General features: G+C 60.1%; 12 protein-coding genes, 1 pseudogene and 1 riboswitch. Of the genes and pseudogenes, 3 read left to right on the forward strand and 10 right to left on the reverse strand.

What is annotated here, in order from left to right; genetic code table 11:
- Positions 1-178: 178 nt before the first annotated feature.
- The 3 genes and pseudogenes from GHN92_RS08015 to ahcY form a co-directional block, all read right to left on the reverse strand.
- A pseudogene (locus GHN92_RS08015) lies at positions 179-1,666 on the reverse strand (DEAD/DEAH box helicase); the annotation flags it as partial.
- A 363-nt stretch (positions 1,667-2,029) separates the two neighbouring features.
- Positions 2,030-2,875, reverse strand: coding sequence for a methylenetetrahydrofolate reductase [NAD(P)H] (metF, locus tag GHN92_RS08020; RefSeq protein ID WP_094999872.1), 846 nt, complete (start codon positions 2,873-2,875; stop codon positions 2,030-2,032).
- Between the two features lie 102 nt (positions 2,876-2,977).
- Entirely contained in the window at positions 2,978-4,387 is a 1,410-nt protein-coding gene (gene ahcY / locus GHN92_RS08025; RefSeq protein ID WP_088378781.1) for an adenosylhomocysteinase, read from the reverse strand.
- Between the two features lie 22 nt (positions 4,388-4,409).
- Positions 4,410-4,516, reverse strand: a riboswitch (S-adenosyl-L-homocysteine riboswitch).
- Positions 4,517-4,711: 195 nt separating this feature from the next.
- Here ahcY and GHN92_RS08030 point away from each other — a divergent pair.
- Both GHN92_RS08030 and GHN92_RS08035 read left to right on the forward strand, forming a co-directional pair.
- Complete coding sequence (locus GHN92_RS08030) at positions 4,712-5,113, forward strand: acyl-CoA thioesterase (RefSeq protein ID WP_016782518.1); 402 nt, start codon at positions 4,712-4,714, stop codon at positions 5,111-5,113.
- A gap of 210 nt (positions 5,114-5,323) precedes the next feature.
- Positions 5,324-6,175 carry a formate/nitrite transporter family protein gene (locus GHN92_RS08035; RefSeq protein WP_094999871.1) on the forward strand — a complete coding sequence of 284 codons (852 nt, stop codon included), beginning with the start codon at positions 5,324-5,326 and terminating at the stop codon, positions 6,173-6,175.
- Positions 6,176-6,182: 7 nt separating this feature from the next.
- Here the strand turns inward: GHN92_RS08035 and GHN92_RS08040 are convergent, their stop codons facing one another.
- From GHN92_RS08040 to pilG, 7 genes are all read right to left on the reverse strand, one after another.
- Positions 6,183-6,800 (reverse strand): hemolysin III family protein, encoded by a 618-nt coding sequence (locus tag GHN92_RS08040; RefSeq protein ID WP_094999870.1) that lies wholly within the window; start codon positions 6,798-6,800, stop codon positions 6,183-6,185.
- Positions 6,801-7,444: 644 nt separating this feature from the next.
- The gene (locus GHN92_RS08045; RefSeq protein WP_094999869.1) at positions 7,445-7,897 is read right to left on the reverse strand and encodes a chemotaxis protein CheW; all 453 of its coding nucleotides are present in this window, start codon (positions 7,895-7,897) and stop codon (positions 7,445-7,447) included.
- Positions 7,890-13,766 (reverse strand): Hpt domain-containing protein, encoded by a 5,877-nt coding sequence (locus tag GHN92_RS08050; protein ID WP_153379857.1) that lies wholly within the window; start codon positions 13,764-13,766, stop codon positions 7,890-7,892. The genes GHN92_RS08045 and GHN92_RS08050 overlap by 8 nt, the downstream gene beginning before the upstream one ends.
- A gap of 27 nt (positions 13,767-13,793) precedes the next feature.
- Positions 13,794-15,851, reverse strand: a complete 2,058-nt coding sequence (locus GHN92_RS08055) for a methyl-accepting chemotaxis protein (protein WP_094999867.1) — start codon at positions 15,849-15,851, stop codon at positions 13,794-13,796.
- A 41-nt stretch (positions 15,852-15,892) separates the two neighbouring features.
- The gene (locus GHN92_RS08060; protein ID WP_094999866.1) at positions 15,893-16,432 is read right to left on the reverse strand and encodes a chemotaxis protein CheW; all 540 of its coding nucleotides are present in this window, start codon (positions 16,430-16,432) and stop codon (positions 15,893-15,895) included.
- 10 nt (positions 16,433-16,442) lie between these two features.
- Positions 16,443-16,820 carry a twitching motility response regulator PilH gene (gene pilH, locus GHN92_RS08065; protein WP_095019611.1) on the reverse strand — a complete coding sequence of 126 codons (378 nt, stop codon included), beginning with the start codon at positions 16,818-16,820 and terminating at the stop codon, positions 16,443-16,445.
- 41 nt (positions 16,821-16,861) lie between these two features.
- Positions 16,862-17,269, reverse strand: a complete 408-nt coding sequence (gene pilG, locus GHN92_RS08070) for a twitching motility response regulator PilG (RefSeq protein WP_095019610.1) — start codon at positions 17,267-17,269, stop codon at positions 16,862-16,864.
- Between the two features lie 247 nt (positions 17,270-17,516).
- Here pilG and gshB point away from each other — a divergent pair, with 247 nt between their 5' ends.
- Entirely contained in the window at positions 17,517-18,470 is a 954-nt protein-coding gene (gene gshB, locus GHN92_RS08075) for a glutathione synthase (protein WP_094999863.1), read from the forward strand.
- The last annotated feature ends 73 nt before the right edge of the window (positions 18,471-18,543 follow it).

An 18,543-nucleotide genomic window follows, 5' to 3' on the forward strand; every position in this document is an offset into this window, starting at 1 on the left:
AGGCGGTGGACATCCTCGAGAGTGCCGCGCAGGCCTTGCAGCGCTGGCTCAGTGCACCCGACAGCCTGGCGCCGCTGCCGGTACGCGGACCGTTCTGACGGCCACCGGTACGACCCGCTGGCGCAGCGCCAGTGCCTGCGCCCTGGGCCGGAGCCCCCGGACGACGGCCACGGCTCTAGTTGTTCTTGTTCTGGTACGGGCTGACGTAATCAGCGCGGTTACCAAAGTTATCCACATCGTCATCACGGAACTCGTCCGGCGCACGATTGGCGTCGGCACGCGGAGCAGGCTGACGCTGTTCACGGGCAGGCTGAGCTTCGCGCGGCTTTTGCTCACGAGCTGGACGCTCGCTGCGAGCAGCTGCCGGCTTTTCTTTGCTCTTTTCCTTGCCCTTGTCTTTACGACCGCCGCCACCGCCCGGGTTACCCGGACCGTCGCCCCGCGGGCCGCGCGGCGGGTTGCGCGGGTTACGCACATCCGGACGCTCGCGTACTTCAGGCTTTTCAGCTTCAACCGTGCTCGAGTCAAAACCCATCAGGTCGCCATCGGCGATTTTCTGTTTGGTCATGCGCTCGATGCTTTTCAGCAGTTTTTCTTCGTCCGGCGCTACCAGCGAGATCGCCTCGCCCGAACGACCGGCACGGCCAGTACGGCCGATACGGTGAACGTAATCTTCGTCGACGTTTGGCAGCTCGAAGTTGACCACATGCGGCAGCTGGTCGATGTCCAGGCCACGCGCGGCAATGTCGGTCGCTACCAGAATGCGTACGGTACCGGCCTTGAAGTCGGCCAGGGCTTTGGTGCGCGCGTTCTGGCTCTTGTTACCGTGGATGGCCACAGCGCTGAGGCCGTGCTTGTCCAGGTACTCGGCCAGGCGGTTTGCACCGTGCTTGGTACGGGTGAAGACCAGAACCTGTTCCCAGGCGCCAGCGGTGATCAGGTGCGCCAGCAAGGCACGCTTGTGCGTGGCAGGCAGACGGAACACGCGTTGCTCGATACGCTCGACCGTGGTGTTAGGTGGCGTTACTTCGATGCGTTCCGGGTTGCGCAGCAGCTTGCCGGCCAGATCGGTGATGTCCTTGGAGAACGTCGCCGAAAACAGCAGGTTTTGACGCTTGGCCGGCAGACGAGCGAGGACTTTTTTCACGTCATGGACAAAGCCCATGTCGAGCATACGGTCGGCTTCGTCGAGTACCAGGATTTCAACGTGGGACAGGTCAACACTGCCTTGACCGGCCAGGTCGAGCAAACGACCGGGGCAGGCAACCAGTACGTCAACACCACGGGCCAGGGCCTGAACCTGCGGGTTGGTGCCCACACCGCCAAAAACACAGGCGCTCACGAACTTCAGGTCGCGGGCATAGAGCTTGAAGCTCTCATGCACCTGGGCGGCGAGTTCGCGGGTAGGCGTCAGGACCAGCACGCGTGGTTGGCGTGGGCCGTGGCGCTGGGATTTGTCCGGGTGGCCATTGGGAAACAGCTTTTCCAGAATCGGAAGAGCGAAGCCACCGGTTTTACCAGTACCTGTCTGTGCCGCAACCATCAGGTCGCGACCTTGCAACACGGCGGGAATGGCCCGCTGTTGCACCGGAGTAGGCTCGGTATAGCCCGCAGCTTCAATGGCGCGGACTAAAGCCTCGGAGAGACCGAGGGAAGCAAAGGACATGAGAAATCCTGTTCTAGTTAGGGCTTGGCCCAAAGGGATAGTCTTGCCTGGCGTGAATGGCGTTTAAGATGACGCAATCCCGTCCGGTCCTGCTCCAGTCCTGAAGGCCCATTCATGCCGCTCGCGCTGGCTGAGAGCTGCGCCGTAACGGGAGGTTGAATGCCTTGTACAAGGACGAGCGGCCGGGCGTAAGCCTGGCGGAAAAACCGGAGTATAACAGAGCAATCACGACGCGCCGATTTCATGCTGCCCAACGGCTTTAAACCCATGTGGGAGCGGGCTTGCTCGCGATGCATACGACGCGCATCCCTTGACGGACCGCAGCGATGCCATCGCGGGCAAGCCCGCTCTTACAAAGGCAGATCAGCGCGGCAGCTTGAGGTTGTTCCAGATCGCCAGGCTCGGATCAGCCTGGTTCAGGGTGTAGAAGTGCAACCCCGGGGCGCCGCCGTCGAGCAGGCGTTCGCACATTTCGCTGATGACCTGCTCACCAAATGCCTGGATGCTCTGCGTGTCGTCGCCGTAGGCTTCAAGTTGCTTGCGGATCCAGCGCGGGATTTCAGCGCCACAGGCGTCAGAGAACCGCGCCAGCTTGCTGTAATTGGTGATCGGCATGATGCCCGGCACCACAGGAATCATCACTCCCGCTGCTTGTACGCGCTCGACAAAACGGAAGTAACTGTCGGCGTTGAAGAAGTACTGGGTGATGGCACTGTCAGCGCCAGCATGGGCCTTGCGCACGAAGTTGTTGATATCGTCTTCGAAGTTGCGCGCTTGCGGGTGCATTTCCGGGTAAGCCGCCACTTCGATATGGAAGTGGTCACCGGTTTCTTCACGAATGAAGCTCACCAGGTCATTGGCATAGCGCAGTTCGCCGCTGGCCATGCCCATGCCCGAAGGCAGGTCGCCACGCAGCGCAACGATGCGCTTGATGCCCGCGGCCTTGTACTGGGCCAGCAGGCCGCGCAAATCGGCCTTGCTGTCACCCACGCAGGACAGGTGCGGAGCAGCAGGTACTTTTACTTCGCTCTCCAGTTGCAGCACGGTATTGATCGTGCGGTCACGGGTCGAGCCACCGGCACCGTAGGTGCAGGAGAAGAAATCCGGGTTGTAGGTCGCCAGCTGGCGAGCCGTGTTCATCAGTTTTTCATGTCCAGCATCGGTCTTGGTCGGGAAGAACTCGAAGCTGTAACGACGGTCTTGAGACATGGGAATACCCTGGCGTGCGCGAGGGGGGCATGGACAACCCCTGACGCTGAACTTTCACACAAAAAAAAGGCGGTCAGTGCAAGCCTGACCGCCTTTCTTTAATCAGTAACGGTAGGTTTCTGGCTTGAACGGGCCTTCGACGGTGACGCCGATGTAGTCAGCCTGTTGCTTGGTCAGTTGCGTTACAACGCCACCGAAACCACGAACCATTTCCAGGGCCACTTCTTCGTCCAGCTTCTTCGGCAGCACTTCTACGGTCAGACGCTCGGCTTGAAGCTCGGCTGGCAGGTCAGCGTACTTCTGGGCGAACAGGAAGATCTGCGCCAGCACCTGGTTGGCGAACGAACCGTCCATGATGCGGCTTGGGTGACCTGTGGCGTTGCCCAGGTTAACCAGACGGCCTTCAGCCAGCAGGATCAGGTAGTCATCGTTCTGTGGGTCGAATTCGCCCAGGCCAGTACGGTGAACCTTGTGAACCTGTGGCTTCACTTCTTCCCATGCCCAGTTTTTGCGCATGAAAGCGGTGTCGATTTCGTTGTCGAAGTGACCGATGTTGCACACCACAGCGCGTTTTTTCAGCGCGGCCAGCATGTTCTTGTCGCACACGTTGACGTTACCGGTGGTGGTCACGATCAGGTCGATCTTGCCCAGCAGCGCAGCGTCGATGCTGGCAGCGGTGCCATCGTTCTGGCCGTTGATGAACGGCGAAACCACTTCAAAACCGTCCATGCAGGCTTGCATGGCGCAGATCGGGTCAACTTCGGACACTTTAACGATCATGCCTTCCTGACGCAGGGACTGGGACGAACCCTTGCCCACGTCACCGTAGCCGATAACCAGTGCCTGCTTGCCGGACAGCAGGTGGTCAGTACCACGCTTGATGGCATCGTTCAGGCTGTGACGGCAGCCGTACTTGTTGTCGTTTTTGCTTTTGGTGACCGAGTCGTTCACGTTGATCGCAGGGATCATCAGCTCGCCTTTGGCCAGCATGTCCAGCAGACGGTGAACACCGGTGGTGGTTTCTTCAGTCACGCCGTGGATCTTTTTCAGCATGGCCGGGTATTTCTTGTGCAGCAGCTCGGTCAGGTCGCCGCCGTCGTCGAGGATCATGTTGGCATCCCATGGCTCGCCATCTTTAAGGATGGTTTGCTCCAGGCACCACTCGTACTCTTCTTCGGTTTCGCCTTTCCAGGCGAAGACCGGGATACCGGCAGCAGCGATAGCGGCAGCAGCCTGATCCTGAGTCGAGAAGATGTTGCACGACGACCAACGCACTTCGGCACCCAGGGCAACCAGGGTTTCGATCAGTACGGCAGTCTGGATAGTCATGTGGATGCAACCCAGAATCTTCGCGCCCTTGAGCGGTTGTTCTGCTGCATAACGGCGACGCAGGCCCATCAGGGCAGGCATTTCGGACTCGGCGATAAAGGTTTCGCGGCGGCCCCATTGGGCGAGGGACATATCGGCGACTTTAAAGTCGTTAAAACCTGCAGGCGTGTTTACAGCGCTCATCAAGAGCCTCCATTCGTTTAATCGCGAATGGGCGCCGTTGTGCGTTTAGTGCCTGCCCAGGGAGCCCTGAACAAACAACGCCCCATCCGAGCCTGACAGGTTGAACCTGCTGCAGCGCCCCTCGGACAGGTGGCGGGAACGGTACCGGGTAAAAATGACCGTTTTGAAGCGAGGGGCATTATAGCCATCCGCGCCGATGTTCCCAAGGATTTATCCACGGCATTTTGATTTGCCTAATCGAGACCATAGTCGAAGCTTAATAGAGCTGAGTGCCGTGGTCTGACATCATGGTCGGCATCTAAGGCAAGACGGTCAGGAGCGAATATGAATTTTCACACCCGCAAATGGGTTAAACCCGAAGACCTCAACCCCAACGGCACCCTGTTCGGTGGCAGCCTGCTGCGCTGGATCGACGAAGAAGCCGCGATTTACGCCATCGTCCAGCTGGGCAACCAGCGTGTGGTGACCAAGTACATCTCCGAAATCAACTTCGTCAGTGCCTCGCGCCAGGGCGACATCATCGAACTGGGCATCACCGCCACCGAGTTCGGCCGCACCTCGATCACCCTGACCTGCGAAGTGCGCAACAAGATCACCCGCAAAAGCATCCTGACTGTGGACAAGATGGTTTTCGTCAACCTGGGTGAAGACGGCCTGCCGGCGCCGCACGGGCGTACCGAGATCAAATACGTCAAGGACCAGTTCCAGGATGACAGCCAGGCTTGATTAGCCGCGTTGTTGCACGGTACCTGTAGCAGCTGCCGAAGGTCTGAAGGGAATTTTAACTGTGGGAGCGAGCCTGCTCGCGAACGACTTTCGCGAGCAGGCTCGCTCCCACAGGGAGGGTTGACCGGCAACAGAGTATCTACAGGTCAAGAGTGAACAGCTACAGTCCATGCGTGTCGTACCTTCACACGCCCACGGTTCTGGAGCCTTATGGACACTCAAAATTCAGGCAAAACCCCCAACCTGACGGCTGAAGAAAAGCACGAGGTCAGCAAAAACCAGCCACCGCGCGCCGCGGTGCTGCACGAAATCATCCGCCAGCAGGGCGATCTGGAACTGGAGCGCAGCATCGCCGCCCTGTTCTGGTCGGCACTGGCCGCCGGGTTGACCATGGGCCTGTCCCTTATGGCCATGGGCCTGCTCAACTCACGCCTGCCCGACGGCGACGGGTTCAAGGTCATCGCCAGCTTCGGTTATTGCGCAGGCTTTCTGGCGGTCATTCTCTCCCGCCAGCAACTGTTCACCGAAAACACCCTGACTGCCGTTCTGCCGATCATGAGCAAACCCACACTCAACAATTTCGGGCGGCTGCTGCGGCTGTGGGCGGTGGTGCTGGTGGGCAACCTGATGGGCACCCTGCTGGTGGCCTATGTGATGCTGCATTTGCCGATTTTCGACACGCAGACCGACAAGGCCTTTCTGGAAATCGGCCGCAAGGTCATGGAAAACGACGCCAGCCAGATGTTCGCCAAAGGCATTATCTCGGGCTGGATGATTGCCACCATGGTGTGGATGATCCCGTCCATGGAAAGCGCCAAGATGTGGATCATCATCCTCATCACCTACCTGATGGCCCTGGGTGACTTCACCCATATCGTGGTCGGTACGGCCGAGGTGTCGTATCTGGTGTTTGCTGGCGAGTTGCCCTGGAAGGACTTCTGGCTGATCTTTGCCGGCCCCACCCTGGCCGGCAATATCATTGGTGGCAGCTTTATCTTCGCCCTGATCAGCCACGCGCAGATCCGCAGCGACACCCAGAAGCCCAAGCAGGAGGTTCAGTAGCCCCGAGTCAGATCACATAATGGGCGATGGCCACAAAGTGCAGCAGGCTGCCGGCGATCACAAACAGGTGCCAGATGCCGTGGGCATGGCGCAGACGGTGGTCGAGGGCAAAAAAGATGATCCCCACGGTGTACATCACCCCGCCGGTGGCCAGCCATACAAAGCCTGCGGTACCCAGCGCTGCCAGCAAGGGCTTGACGGCCACCAGTACAATCCAGCCCATGACCGCGTAGATAACGATGGACAGGATGCGGGCTTCGGAGCGCGGTTTGATCTCTTGCAGCATGCCGATCACCGCCATTCCCCACACGATGCCAAACAACGACCAGCCCCAGGGGCCGTGCAGCGTGACCAGGCAAAACGGCGTGTAACTGCCGGCGATCAGCAGGTAAATGGAGAGATGATCGAACTTCTGCATGATCACCTTGGAGCGCCCGCGCACGCTGTGGTACACGGTGGATACGCTGTACAACAGCACCAGCGTGACACCATAAATGGCCACACTGACAATCTTCTGCGGACTACCGTCCAGGCAGGCCATTACCAACAACCAGATACTGCCTATTGCTGCCGCCACGGCACCCACCAGATGGGTCCAGGCGTTGAGTTTTTCCCCGTGATACATGTGCAAGATCCTCAAGAGCCGATAGTGCGACTGTGTCACCTGGTTATGAGATAAGGGTCAAGGTTGCGAGGTTAAAGGGCAATGCGGCGTTCGTCGAGCAGGGCAACCTGCACCCACAGGTTTTGCAGTGTTCACCGAATTCGGGGCCTGCCACTGAACTCTGTGGGAGCGGGCTTGCTCGCGATAGCAGCACCGCGGTTTATCTGACTGAGCGCATCGCCTGCATCGCAGGCAAGCCAGCTCCCACACGTTTTGCAGTGTTCCCAGAATTCGGGGCCTGCCACGAAACTCTGTGGGAGCGGGCTTGCTCGCGATAGCAGCACCGCGGTTTAACTGACTGACCGCATCGCCTGCATCGCAGGCAAGCCAGCTCCCACAGGTTTTGCAGTGTTCCCAGAATTCGGGGCCTGCCACGAAACTCTGTGGGAGCGGGCTTGCTCGCGATAGCAGCACCGCGGTTTAACTGACTGACCGCATCGCCTGCTCGCGAGCAAGCCAGCTCCCACAGGTTTTGCAGTGTTCACCGAATTCGGGGCCTGCCACTGAGCTCTGTGGGAGCGGGCTTGCTCGCGATAGCAGCACCGCGGTTTAACCGACTGACCGCGTCGCCTGCTCGCGAGCAAGCCAGCTCCCACAAGTGCTGCTTAATCCGCGCTGCCCCGCACCAACCGTTCCAGCGCCAGCAAGTCCGGGATTTTCGCCACATGATCGCCCACCTGTACCGCCGCGCGCTCCAGCGGGCACAGCGGCACGTCGACAAAGCTCAACTGGCTGTCGACCTTGTAGGAGCGCGGGATGCCCTGAATCACCATGGCCATGAATTTGAAATCCGGGTCACCACCCAGCGTGTTGAGGATGACGATCCGCGCCCGCTCACCGATCACCAGTGGCCCGCCGCATGCCGCTTCAAAGCTGATCAACGGCAGTTGGTGGTCGCGCCAGGTAATCTGGCGCAGGTGCCAGGGCGGGGAGTCGCTGCTGGGCTCGCCGCGCTGCCAGCCGATAAGCTCGGCAATGGCCACATTGGGCAGCAATAGATAGCGATCTGCTAGCGGCAGCAGCAAGCCGGTCAGGCTGCCCACGCGATGGTCAAGCATGGAAGTTGCTCCAGTAGGCAATGCGCTCCAGCAGCACGGACTCTTGATAAGGTTTGCCCAGGTAGTCGTTGACGCCAATGGCCATCGCCCGGTTCTGGTGTTTTTGCCCGGTGCGCGAGGTGATCATGATGATCGGCAGGTCCTTGAGGCGCGGGTCGTTACGCACGCGGGTAGCCACTTCGAAGCCGTCCATGCGCGGCATTTCAATGTCCAGCAGCATCAGGTCAGGGGTGTGCTCTTCCAGTACGCTCATGGCGTCGACCCCGTCCTTGGCCGTGATGACGTTCATGCCGTTGCGCTCCAGCAGGCGGCTGGTGACTTTGCGCACGGTGACCGAGTCGTCCACCACCAGTACCAGCGGCGGGCGCACGGCCGGGGTGAATTCCAGGGCGCCCACCGCCTCGTGCTGCGCCCGCTGCAACGGCTGACGCGCCTGATGGGCACGGATATAGGCCGGCAGGTCGAGGATCAGCACCACCCGCCCGTCCCCCAGAATGGTCGCGCCCGACAGGCCCTGTACCCCGGTAAATTGCGGGCCGAGGCTCTTGACCACAATCTCCCGCGAACCCAACAGCGCATCCACCTGCAACGCCACGCGCTGGTCCTGGCAATGCACCAGCAGCACCGGCAGCGAATGGCTTTCGCCCACCAGCTTGGGTTTGCCCACGGTTTGCAGCAACTCGCCCAGGTAACGCAGCTCGTAGGTTTGCCCACCGTAGTGATAAAGCGGCGGGTTGAGCTGGTAGTAGCCTTCCAGCTCGTTGGGCATGACGCGCACCACACCTTCAACGGTGTCGAGGGCAATGGCGTATTGTTCGTCTGCGCACTGCACCATCAGAGCCCGGTTGAGCGACACGCTGAAGGGCAGGCGAATCTGAAAATGCACGCCCTGGCCCGCCACCGAATCGATGGTCATGCTGCCGCCCAACTGGCGCACCTCTTCATGTACCACGTCCATGCCGACGCCACGCCCGGAGATCTGGGTGATTTTTTCGGCCGTGGAAAACCCGGGCTGCAGGATGAACTGCAGCACCTCACGATCGCTGATGCTTGCTTCAGGGTTCAGCAAGCCACGCAGGATGGCTTTGCGGCGCACGGCTTCCAGCGGCACTCCCGCGCCATCGTCGTGCATGTCGAATACTACGTCGCCGCCTTCATAGGACAGTTCCAGGCTGATCAGCCCCTGCTCCGGTTTGCCGCTGGCATGGCGCACGTCGGCCGGTTCCAGGCCATGGTCGACGGCATTGCGCAGCATATGCTCCAGGGGCGCAACCATACGTTCCAGAACGTTGCGATCGATCTCGGCTTCGGCATTGATCACGCTGAATTCAACCTGCTTGCCCAGCTCGCTGGCAACCTGGCGCACCACCCGCTTGAGGCGCGGCAATACGCGCTCGAACGGCACCATGCGCGTGCCCATCAGGCCTTCTTGCAATTGCGTGTTCACCCGCGCCTGTTTTTGCAGCAGCCCGTGGGCGTCCTGGTAGCGGGCCGTCAGGGTCGCCTTGAGGTCTAGCAGATCGGAAGCTGATTCGAACAGGGCTCGGGACAGCTGCTGCAGCAGGGAATGGCGGTCCATTTCCAGCGGGTCGAATTCGTCGTAGGCCACGCCATCGGCTTCGGTGTGCGCGCGGTTGTGCAGGCGACCCTGGGTTTCGATGTCGAGGCGCCGCAGTTGATCCTGCATCCGCTCAAGGGTGGTCTGCATCTCGTTGAGGGCGACCTGACCGTCGTTGACCTGCTGTTCCACACGCCCCCGAATGATCGAGGCTTCACCCGCCAGGTTGACCAGGTCTTCGAGCAGCTCGGCCGGAACCTTGAGGGTGTCCAGCCCGGTGCGCTCACCTTCGGGCACCGGTGCAGGCGCAGGCTCGGGCTTGACCGGGGTGGCAGGTGTCGGCCGGGCGTTACGCTCAATCTGGCGGATTTTCTCGATCAGCACCTGGGGCGAAGGCAGCGCCTGACCACTGCGCAGCGCGTCAAGCATTTGCGCAAGCTGGTCGTGGCAACGCTGCAGCAACACAAAGAGCCCATCACTGGGCGTGATGGCACCTACCGAAATATCCTCGAAAAGGGTTTCAAGCTCATGGGAAAAATCGCCAATCGCGGCGACCTCCACCATCCGCGCCCCACCCTTGAGGGTATGCAGGTCGCGCAGCAGGTTTTCCACTTCAAGGTGGCTTTGCGGCTCGGCTTGCCAACGCGCCAGGGCCGCACCCGAGCTTTCGAGAATATCGAAGGCTTCTTCGAGGAAGATTTCCTGTAACTGCGGATCTTCATTGCTCGGTGGCGCTTGCGGGGCAACGCTGCCAGCATCAGGCAGGGCTGCACTGTAAAGACGAAAGCCGCGAATCGCCTCGATCAGTTCATAAGGCTCGCTCAACGTTTGCTTGTGCAGCAATTTCTCAAGCATCAGCGCCAGTTGCTCGTGGCTGCGCTCCAGCAGGCGAGCCAGTGCCGGACTGTCACTCAGGCGCCGGTCCAGCAAGCCTTCATACAAGTGTTCAAGCTCATGGGCCAGTTCAGCGATCGGTTCAATACCGGCCATGCGCGCCCCACCCTTGAGGGTGTGCAAATCGCGCTGCAAGGACGACAGCGGCGCCAGGCTGTCGGGTGCACTGAGCCAGCGCTGCAAGGCCTGCGCGGCACTCTCGAGGATGTCCACCGCCTCTTCGAGAAAAATCTCGACGATTTCATCATCGATGTCCTCGTCCTGGCCTCCACCCAATTGCCTGGTGGCGGCCCCCAGCTCGGTAACCCGCCCGCCATCACCGCGAATCAGCCCTGTGGCGTCAGGCGCGAGCCCTTCGTGCAGCAGCGCGTGCAGGGTCTGGACCAACTGCGGCTGCGGGGTGATTTCCTGCCCTGCCGCCAACTGGTCGAGCATGTTGATCAGGGCTTCCTGGGCATCATCGGCCGCTTCGAAAAAACGCTCGCTGGGTGCCAGGCTGCTTTCTTCGACCGCGCCATAGAGGTCAAGCAGGGCTTCGCACAGCGCATCCATGGGCTGCAAGTCCAGCAGGTGGGCAGACTCACCCAGGGTGGTCAGCTGATCCAGCAGGCTGTCCAGGCCATCGCGTTCATGGGGGTTCTGATGCCAGGTTTTAAGCAGCTCCTGGGCATCGAACAGAATGTCCATGCTCTCGGCCAGAAACTCGGCAATGCGCTGCGGGTCACGCCTGGCCACCCAACTGCTTGCAGGGCTATTGAGCAGGGTATCCAGGCGGCTGGCGATCAGTTGCTCGGTGCGCTCGATCAGTGAGCGCGCACCCTGGATCTCGGCCAGCGGGTCGCTATCCAGTTGCTTGAGCCCCGCATGCAGCAGGGTGTCAGCTTCCAGCAGCAGGTCGATTTCATCCTCCCCCAGGGCAAGCGTGTGCGCCTTGTATTCACGCACCAGATGGTCCAACGGCGCGGCCAGTTCAGCCATGGGCATCACGCCTGCCATATGTGCGCTGCCTTTGAGGGTGTGCACGGCCAGTTGCAAATCGTCACTGGCCTGCAGCGGCATGTGTGCACGGGCCTGGCCCAGAAAACGGTCAAGGCGCTCAAGGTGGGCTTGTGCTTCCTGACGGAAGATATCCAGCAACTGTGGATCGAAACTGCCGGCGTCCTGGGCAATCAACAGTGGTTGCGGCTCGCCTTGGGCCAGGTGCTGCGCGCGTGCGGCCAGTTGGTCGACGTCTTCGCGTTGACGCTGGCTTTGTTCGGCAAAGGCCTGAATCAGTTCGGGCAGCATGGCCATAACGTCTTCAAGCAGTTGGAAGATCTGCACAGACGGCGCCACGCTACGCTCAATCACCCGGTTGAGCAGGTTTTCGACCGCCCACGCCAGCTCTGCCAGCACCAGCGCACGCACCATGCGCCCGCTGCCCTTGAGGGTATGGAAGCCGCGCCGCAACTCGGCCAGCGCAACACTGTCCGCCGGGTTGGCGACCCATTGCGGCAGGCTGTCGTGCAGGCTGATCAGGACTTCGTCCGTTTCTTCGAGAAAGACTTCCAGCAGTTCTTCGTCCAGCGGCGCTTCATCCACGGGTGGCGGTAGCAAACTGGCAGGCATGTGTTGCGCCGGAGGATTGAGCGCCGACAGCGGGCTGGCCAGTACATCGGCCAGGCCAGGCGCCTGCAGGTCCGGCATCAGCGATTGCTCTTGGCCGCCAGGCCTATCATCGGACAATGGCACGGGATGCGTCGCCGGCGCGTAACCCAGTGCAGCCAGGCTGTTTTCGGCCCGATCCAGCACCTGCTCGCTCGAAGCACCAGGGTCCTGGGCCAGGCGTTCCAGGTAATACTCAATGCTGATCAACGCATCGGCCAAGTGATCAAGTTGCTCGTGCGCGGGGTGATCAGACCCTTGCAGCACGCGCTCACGCAAATATTCATTGCAGGCTTGCAGCAAACTGGCCGCGCGATTCAGGGGAATCATCGCCAGCGCCCCGCGGATTTGCGTCAACAGCGCAGGCACGGACTGCAAGTGCTGGCGGTCGTACTCGGCCGCCAGATAATCGCCGATCAGGTCTTTGACTTCTTCAAGGCCGATGCGGGCTTCCTTGATTACCAACTGGTGAATCTGCATCAGGTCAGTGGTGGGCAACCGGCTTTCTTCACGCAGCGAGGGCTCGACGCTGCCGACCATACCGGCCAGGGTGGCCTCGACATAAAGCAGGGCCGAAGCCACATCCATCAACACCGCATCGGTGGGTTCGCGCTGGCCCTGGGCCAGGCTTTGCAACACCGCCAGTTGATCAATGATGACTTTACGCGGTTGCCCGAACCCCAGTACGGCCAGGGTGTCAGCGATCTGACGCAGTGGCGCCATCAGGCTGCTCAGTTCCGAGACATGCAGGCGATCACTGCGCACAAACAGGTCGAGGCGTTCCTTGACCCGCACCAGTTCTTCGCACAACGCCGCCACCACCGAGCGCATGGCATCCCGGTCAGGGCCGGCCAACCGCGCCCGCTCCTCGTCGACCATCGCCGCATCGGGCATGGCCTGATCCAGTTCGTAGTGGTTTTTCAGCGCGAGCATTTTCGTGGTCGGATGCTCGGCCTTGGCAATATAAAACAGCAGGCTGGTCAGCAGTTCTTCGGGGGCAGGATGGTTGATGGCCTCGATGCCCTGTGCCAGCAGGCGCTTGAGTTCCTTGTCGGATTTTTTCAGCAGGCTGCGCAGGGCCGGGCTGTTGGGCACCCGACCTTTAAGCATGCCGTCGACCAGTGCAGCGGCAATTTTCCACAAGGCGTTGAGCGGTGCTCCCTGGCAAATGCCTTGCAGTTGCGCGAACACCGCGGCCATTTTTTCCAGGTTGGCCTGCACCGCTTCACCGCGGCGCAAAGCCAGGAACGCGGCCTGCAGGGTGTGGCGCATCACGCGCAGCTGGCTCGGCAAGTCAGCAGGTGCCAGCCGGGCCAGGGCGGCCTCATCCAGGGCGGGCAACACCTGCAAGGGCGGGCTGAACAGGCTGGTTTCCGAGAGCAGGGCCTGGCCACGGGCGCTGCGCAAATCGTTGAGCAACGGCAACACCACCAGGGGCCAGTCGCGCCGGGCACTGTGGACGCGGTCCAGATACAACGGCAATTGGCTGAACGCTTGCTGCAGCAGGCGCAGGGCTTCATCGAGCTGGCTGACGCGGTCCTCCTGCAGGGAAATCACCAGTTGCTCCATCTCTTCGGCCAGCAAAGCCGCGCCATAGAATTCCACCATCAGCAAACTGCCATGCACCTGATGAATGCAATCCAGGCACTGTTCCAGCACGTCGGCGGCTGGCCGCTGGGCATAGGCGTCCAGCGCCACTCGGGCCTGTTTCAGGGTATGGGCAATTTCGCCTTTGACCCATTCAAGGGCCACATAGTCGTGCCGGTCAACCATAACGACTCCAGTCAGAATTGCAGCGCATTACTGTGGCTCATGGTCTTTGGACGGAGCAGGCAAAGTAAAACCGGACACCGAGCGCCGCAGCTGGCTGGCCATTTTGGCCAGATTGCCGATGCTTTCGGCGGTCGCCGTGGAGCCGGACGAGGTCTGATTGGTGATTTGCTGAATGACACTCATGGTCAGGGAAATCTGCGCCGCCGAAGTGGTCTGCTTTTGTGCGGCATTGGAGATACTTTGAATCAGGTCTGCCAGGTTTTGCGACACCCCTTCGATCTCTTCCAGCGCCACGCCAGCGTCATGGGCCAGACGGGCACCGCGCACCACTTCGGTAGTGGTTTGCTCCATCGAAATCACGGCCTCGTTGGTATCGGCCTGAATGGCCCGCACCAGGGTTTCGATTTGCCGCGTCGCCGCCGATGAGCGCTCGGCCAGGCGCTGCACTTCGTCGGCCACCACGGCAAAGCCGCGCCCGGCATCACCGGCCATCGAGGCCTGAATGGCAGCGTTGAGCGCCAAAATATTGGTCTGATCGGCAATATCATCAATCAGGCTGACGATATCGCCGATTTCCTGTGAGGACTCGCCAAGGCGCTTGATTCGCTTGGCGGTGTCCTGGATCTGATCGCGAATATTGTCCATGCCGCGAATGGTGTTATGAACCACTTCATTGCCCTTGTTGGCAATCGCTACGGAACGCTCGGCAACCGCCGAAGATTCGGAAGCGTTGGCCGATACCTCGTCGATCGAATGGGCCATTTCCTGGATCGCCCCGGAGGCCTCGGCAATCTGCTGGGCCTGATGCTCGGAAGCTTCGGCAAGCTGCATGGCGGTGGCCTGGGTTTCCTGTACCGCTGCCGCCACCTGGCCTGCTGTGAGGTTGATGGTGGCCACCAGTTCACGCAGCTGGTCGATGGAGTAATTGATCGAGTCGGCGATGGCACCGGTGAAATCTTCGGTCACCGAGGCGGTCACCGTCAGGTCGCCGTCCGCCAGATCGGCAATCTCGTCAAGCAAGCGCATGATCGCGTTCTGGTTTCGCTCGTTCTTTTCCGCCGTCTCGCGCAATTGGCGATTGGTTTCGCGCACCATCACCAGGCCGATCAAGATAATCGATGCCAGTGCCAGCAAGCCCAGAACATAACCGCCGATGATATCCAGCGAGCGCCCGCTGGCGAGGTTTTCAAAACCATTGGCCAGGGTCGAGGCTTCATCGAGGAGGGTTTGCGACAGGCTGAAAATGTTGTTTGCCGCTTCGCGCACATGGAACAGTTGCGGCGAGGTTTCAAGGATTTCATCCACCGTACCGGACACAAACTGGAACAGCTCGGAAATCTCCTGCAAGCGGGCGCGGGCATCCTTGTCTTCAACCTGGGTAATTCTCATCCCTTCGTTGCCTTCGAGCATGCCGTTGAGCACCAGCCCGAAGCGGTTGGCATCACGGCCAAAGGCACCGGCGGCCTGGGCAGCGTTTTCGTCACCGGCCAGCACGGTATTGACCGCACCCAGAATACGCTCGGCCAACAAGGACTGGCGCTGGGCCAGGGCCACCTGGCTGGCTGGGGCGCCACGTTGCAAAAGGATTTCGACGACTTTTTCGTATTCGACCTGCAACTGCGGCACGGTCTCGGCCAGGGTTGCAGCCACCTGATGCAGCGACAGCACGGTTTGTTCGCTGGCCAGAATGGCGTTGACGTTGTTGAGCAGCAGCTCCCAGTCACGTTGCACCGCCTGCATTTCTTTATGTACGGCTGCAGGAGCAGGAGGCAGGCCGGTGGCCGGGTCGCCTTTTCTCAGATAACCCCAGCGCTGGCTGAAATCATTGCGCGCATCAATCAGCAACTTGAATGCGGCGGCTTTGCCGGCAGCGGCCTCGGTGGCGTTTTTGGCGATACGCTGGGACAGCACCCGCAACTCACCTGCGTGGCTGATGTACTGCTTGTCGTAGTTGGACTGGGTATTGAGGTAAGCAAAGTTGGCGAATAACAGCATGATGAACACGATCAGGGCGATAAAAAGCACGATGATCTGCGAACGACTGCGCGACCCTTCCAGTGGTTTAGCGGTATTGGCTGTGGTCATCGATCAGGTCCCGAAATCCCGTTTTAAAGCTGAAAGCCTGCTCATACGGCCACCGCCCAGAACTGTGGCGCCCGGGCCAGGGCAAACGGGCTGAACACCCACCACAGGTGCTCAGCGGCAAAGTGCCCTTGCACATAAGGTGCAAATACCGGGTGGGGCAAGGTTTGCGTATCCGTATTGAGGTCGGCATGGGCGAAGTGCTGCATGCCCTGCACTTCATCGACCTGCAAGCCGACAAACACGTCTTTGTATTCCAGCACCAATACACGGCGCTGTTTACGCAAGGGTGACAGCTCGACCCCGAAAAAACCGCACAGATCCATGATCGGCAGCAGTTGCCCACGCAAATTGGCCACGCCCTTGACCCAGGGTTTTACCCCGGGCAGCAGGGTGAACCGTGGTTCATGCAGGATCTCGGCAATTTCGCCCATCGGCGCCACAAAACAATGCTCGCCGATGCGAAAACCAATACCGCTCCAGGTGTCGAGCTGCGCCTGTGCAGGCGCCAGACCCGCCGCCAGCGAGCGACAACGCTGGTCGATCTCAAGCAGCAGTTCGAAGGCTGTCAGTGCGCCGGGCATAGGGTGACCGTCATTTAGGAGGGTTTTCTTCCAGGATTTGTTTCACCTTGAGGATCAGTTGCTCTTCATCCACCGGTTTGGTCAGGTAGCCCTTGGCACCCTGGCGCTGGGCCCAGACCATGTCGGTTTCCTGATCCTTGGTCGTCACGACGATCACCGGGATGTTGCCGGTTTCCGGATCTTTTGTGAGCTGACGCGTCGCCTGAAAGCCGTTGAGGCCCGGCATCACAATGTCCATCAAGACCACATCGGGCTTTTCCTGACGCGCCAGGGCAACACCGTCTGCGCCGTTTTCGGCCTTGAGCACTACATGGCCGTGCTTTTCGAGCATGCCGGTCAATTTGTACATTTCAGTCGGCGAATCATCGACGATCAGAATGCGAGCCATGGTGTTCCCCATTTATCAGGTGGTTGGCCGGCTGGCCGGTGTTATTGGGCACTTTGGGTGATAGTGAAGGCTGGCACATGTGCCTTGATTGCGCTCAGCAGTTCGTCGCGACTGAAGGGCTTGGTCAAAAATTGATCAGAGCCAACAATCCGCCCCTTGGCCTTGTCGAACAGACCGTCCTTGGACGACAACATGATCACCGGGATCGACTTGAAAGCCCGGTTGCTCTTGATCAGGGCGCAGGTCTGATAGCCATCCAGGCGCGGCATCATGATGTCGACAAAGATAATGTGCGGGTGGTGGTCGACAATCTTGGCCAGCGCATCAAAGCCATCGATGGCGGTAATCACCTCGCAGCCCACGTTTTTCAACAGTGTTTCGGCGGTGCGGCGAATGGTTTTCGAATCGTCGATCACCATCACCTTCAAGGCGCTGGAATGCTTTTCCATATCTGCTCTACCATCGCCAAGGCGACCCGTTTTGTTACAACTGTACGGCCTGAAACCCCAACTCCTTGATGGACAAGGGCTGCAAGCACTGTGCGAGCCTTTTTAGCACAGTCACGACCTTCAATCTATCGAAGGGCTGCGGGCTGACTGGAGCAGGCGGTTTTTCCTTGACCGGGGCCACACTCAGCGCCACTCTGGCGCCACTTTTCAAAGCCTTTGCGCCCACTATTTATTTGAGGAATTTGCCATGAGCGTTCGAGTCGGGATTGTCATGGACCCCATTGCGGGCATCTCCTATAAAAAGGACAGCTCGCTGGCCATGTTGCTGGCAGCCCAGGACCGTGGCTGGACCCTGTTCTACATGGAGCAGCAAGACCTTTACCTGAATGAAGGCAAGGCCCGGGCCCGCATGAAGCCGCTGAAGGTGTTCGCCAACCCGCAAAAGTGGTTTGAGCTGGACGCCGAGACCGACACGGCCCTGAGCGATCTGGACGTGATCCTGATGCGCAAGGACCCGCCCTTCGACATGGAGTTTGTGTACTCCACCTACCTGCTGGAACAGGCCGAGCGCGATGGCGTACTGATCGTCAACAAACCGCAGAGCCTGCGCGACTGTAACGAAAAACTGTTCGCCACCCAGTTCACCCAATGCACGCCGCCAACCGTGGTCAGCCGCCGCGCCGACGTGCTGCGTGAATTTGCTGCCTTGCACGGTGACGTGATCCTCAAACCGCTGGACGGCATGGGCGGCACCTCGATTTTCCGCCACCGAGTGGGCGACCCTAACCTGTCGGTGATTCTCGAAACCCTGACCAACAACGGCACCCAGCAGATCATGGCGCAGGGCTATTTGCCGGCGATCAAGGATGGCGACAAACGCATCCTGATGATTGACGGCGAGCCGGTAGATTACTGCCTGGCGCGTATTCCGGCGCAAGGTGAGACCCGCGGCAACCTCGCCGCAGGCGGTCGTGGCGAAGCCCGCCCGCTGAGCGAAAAGGACCGCTGGATTGCAGCTCAGGTCGGCCCGACGCTGCGTGAAAAGGGTCTGCTATTTGTAGGTCTGGACGTAATCGGTGAGCACCTGACTGAAATCAACGTTACCAGCCCGACCTGCATCCGCGAGATCGATAATGCGTTCGGCACCAATATCGGCGCCCTGTTGATGGATGCGATAGAGCGCAAGCTCGCTGCACGCTGATCTGCAAGCCCTATAAAAGACCAACATTGCGCTATCATGGGCACCCCGTGAAACCCGCGATGTTGGTCTTTTT

Origin of the sequence: Pseudomonas sp. FSL R10-2964, assembly GCF_009600035.1 — a bacterium.
Lineage (GTDB): Bacteria > Pseudomonadota > Gammaproteobacteria > Pseudomonadales > Pseudomonadaceae > Aquipseudomonas > Aquipseudomonas bubulae.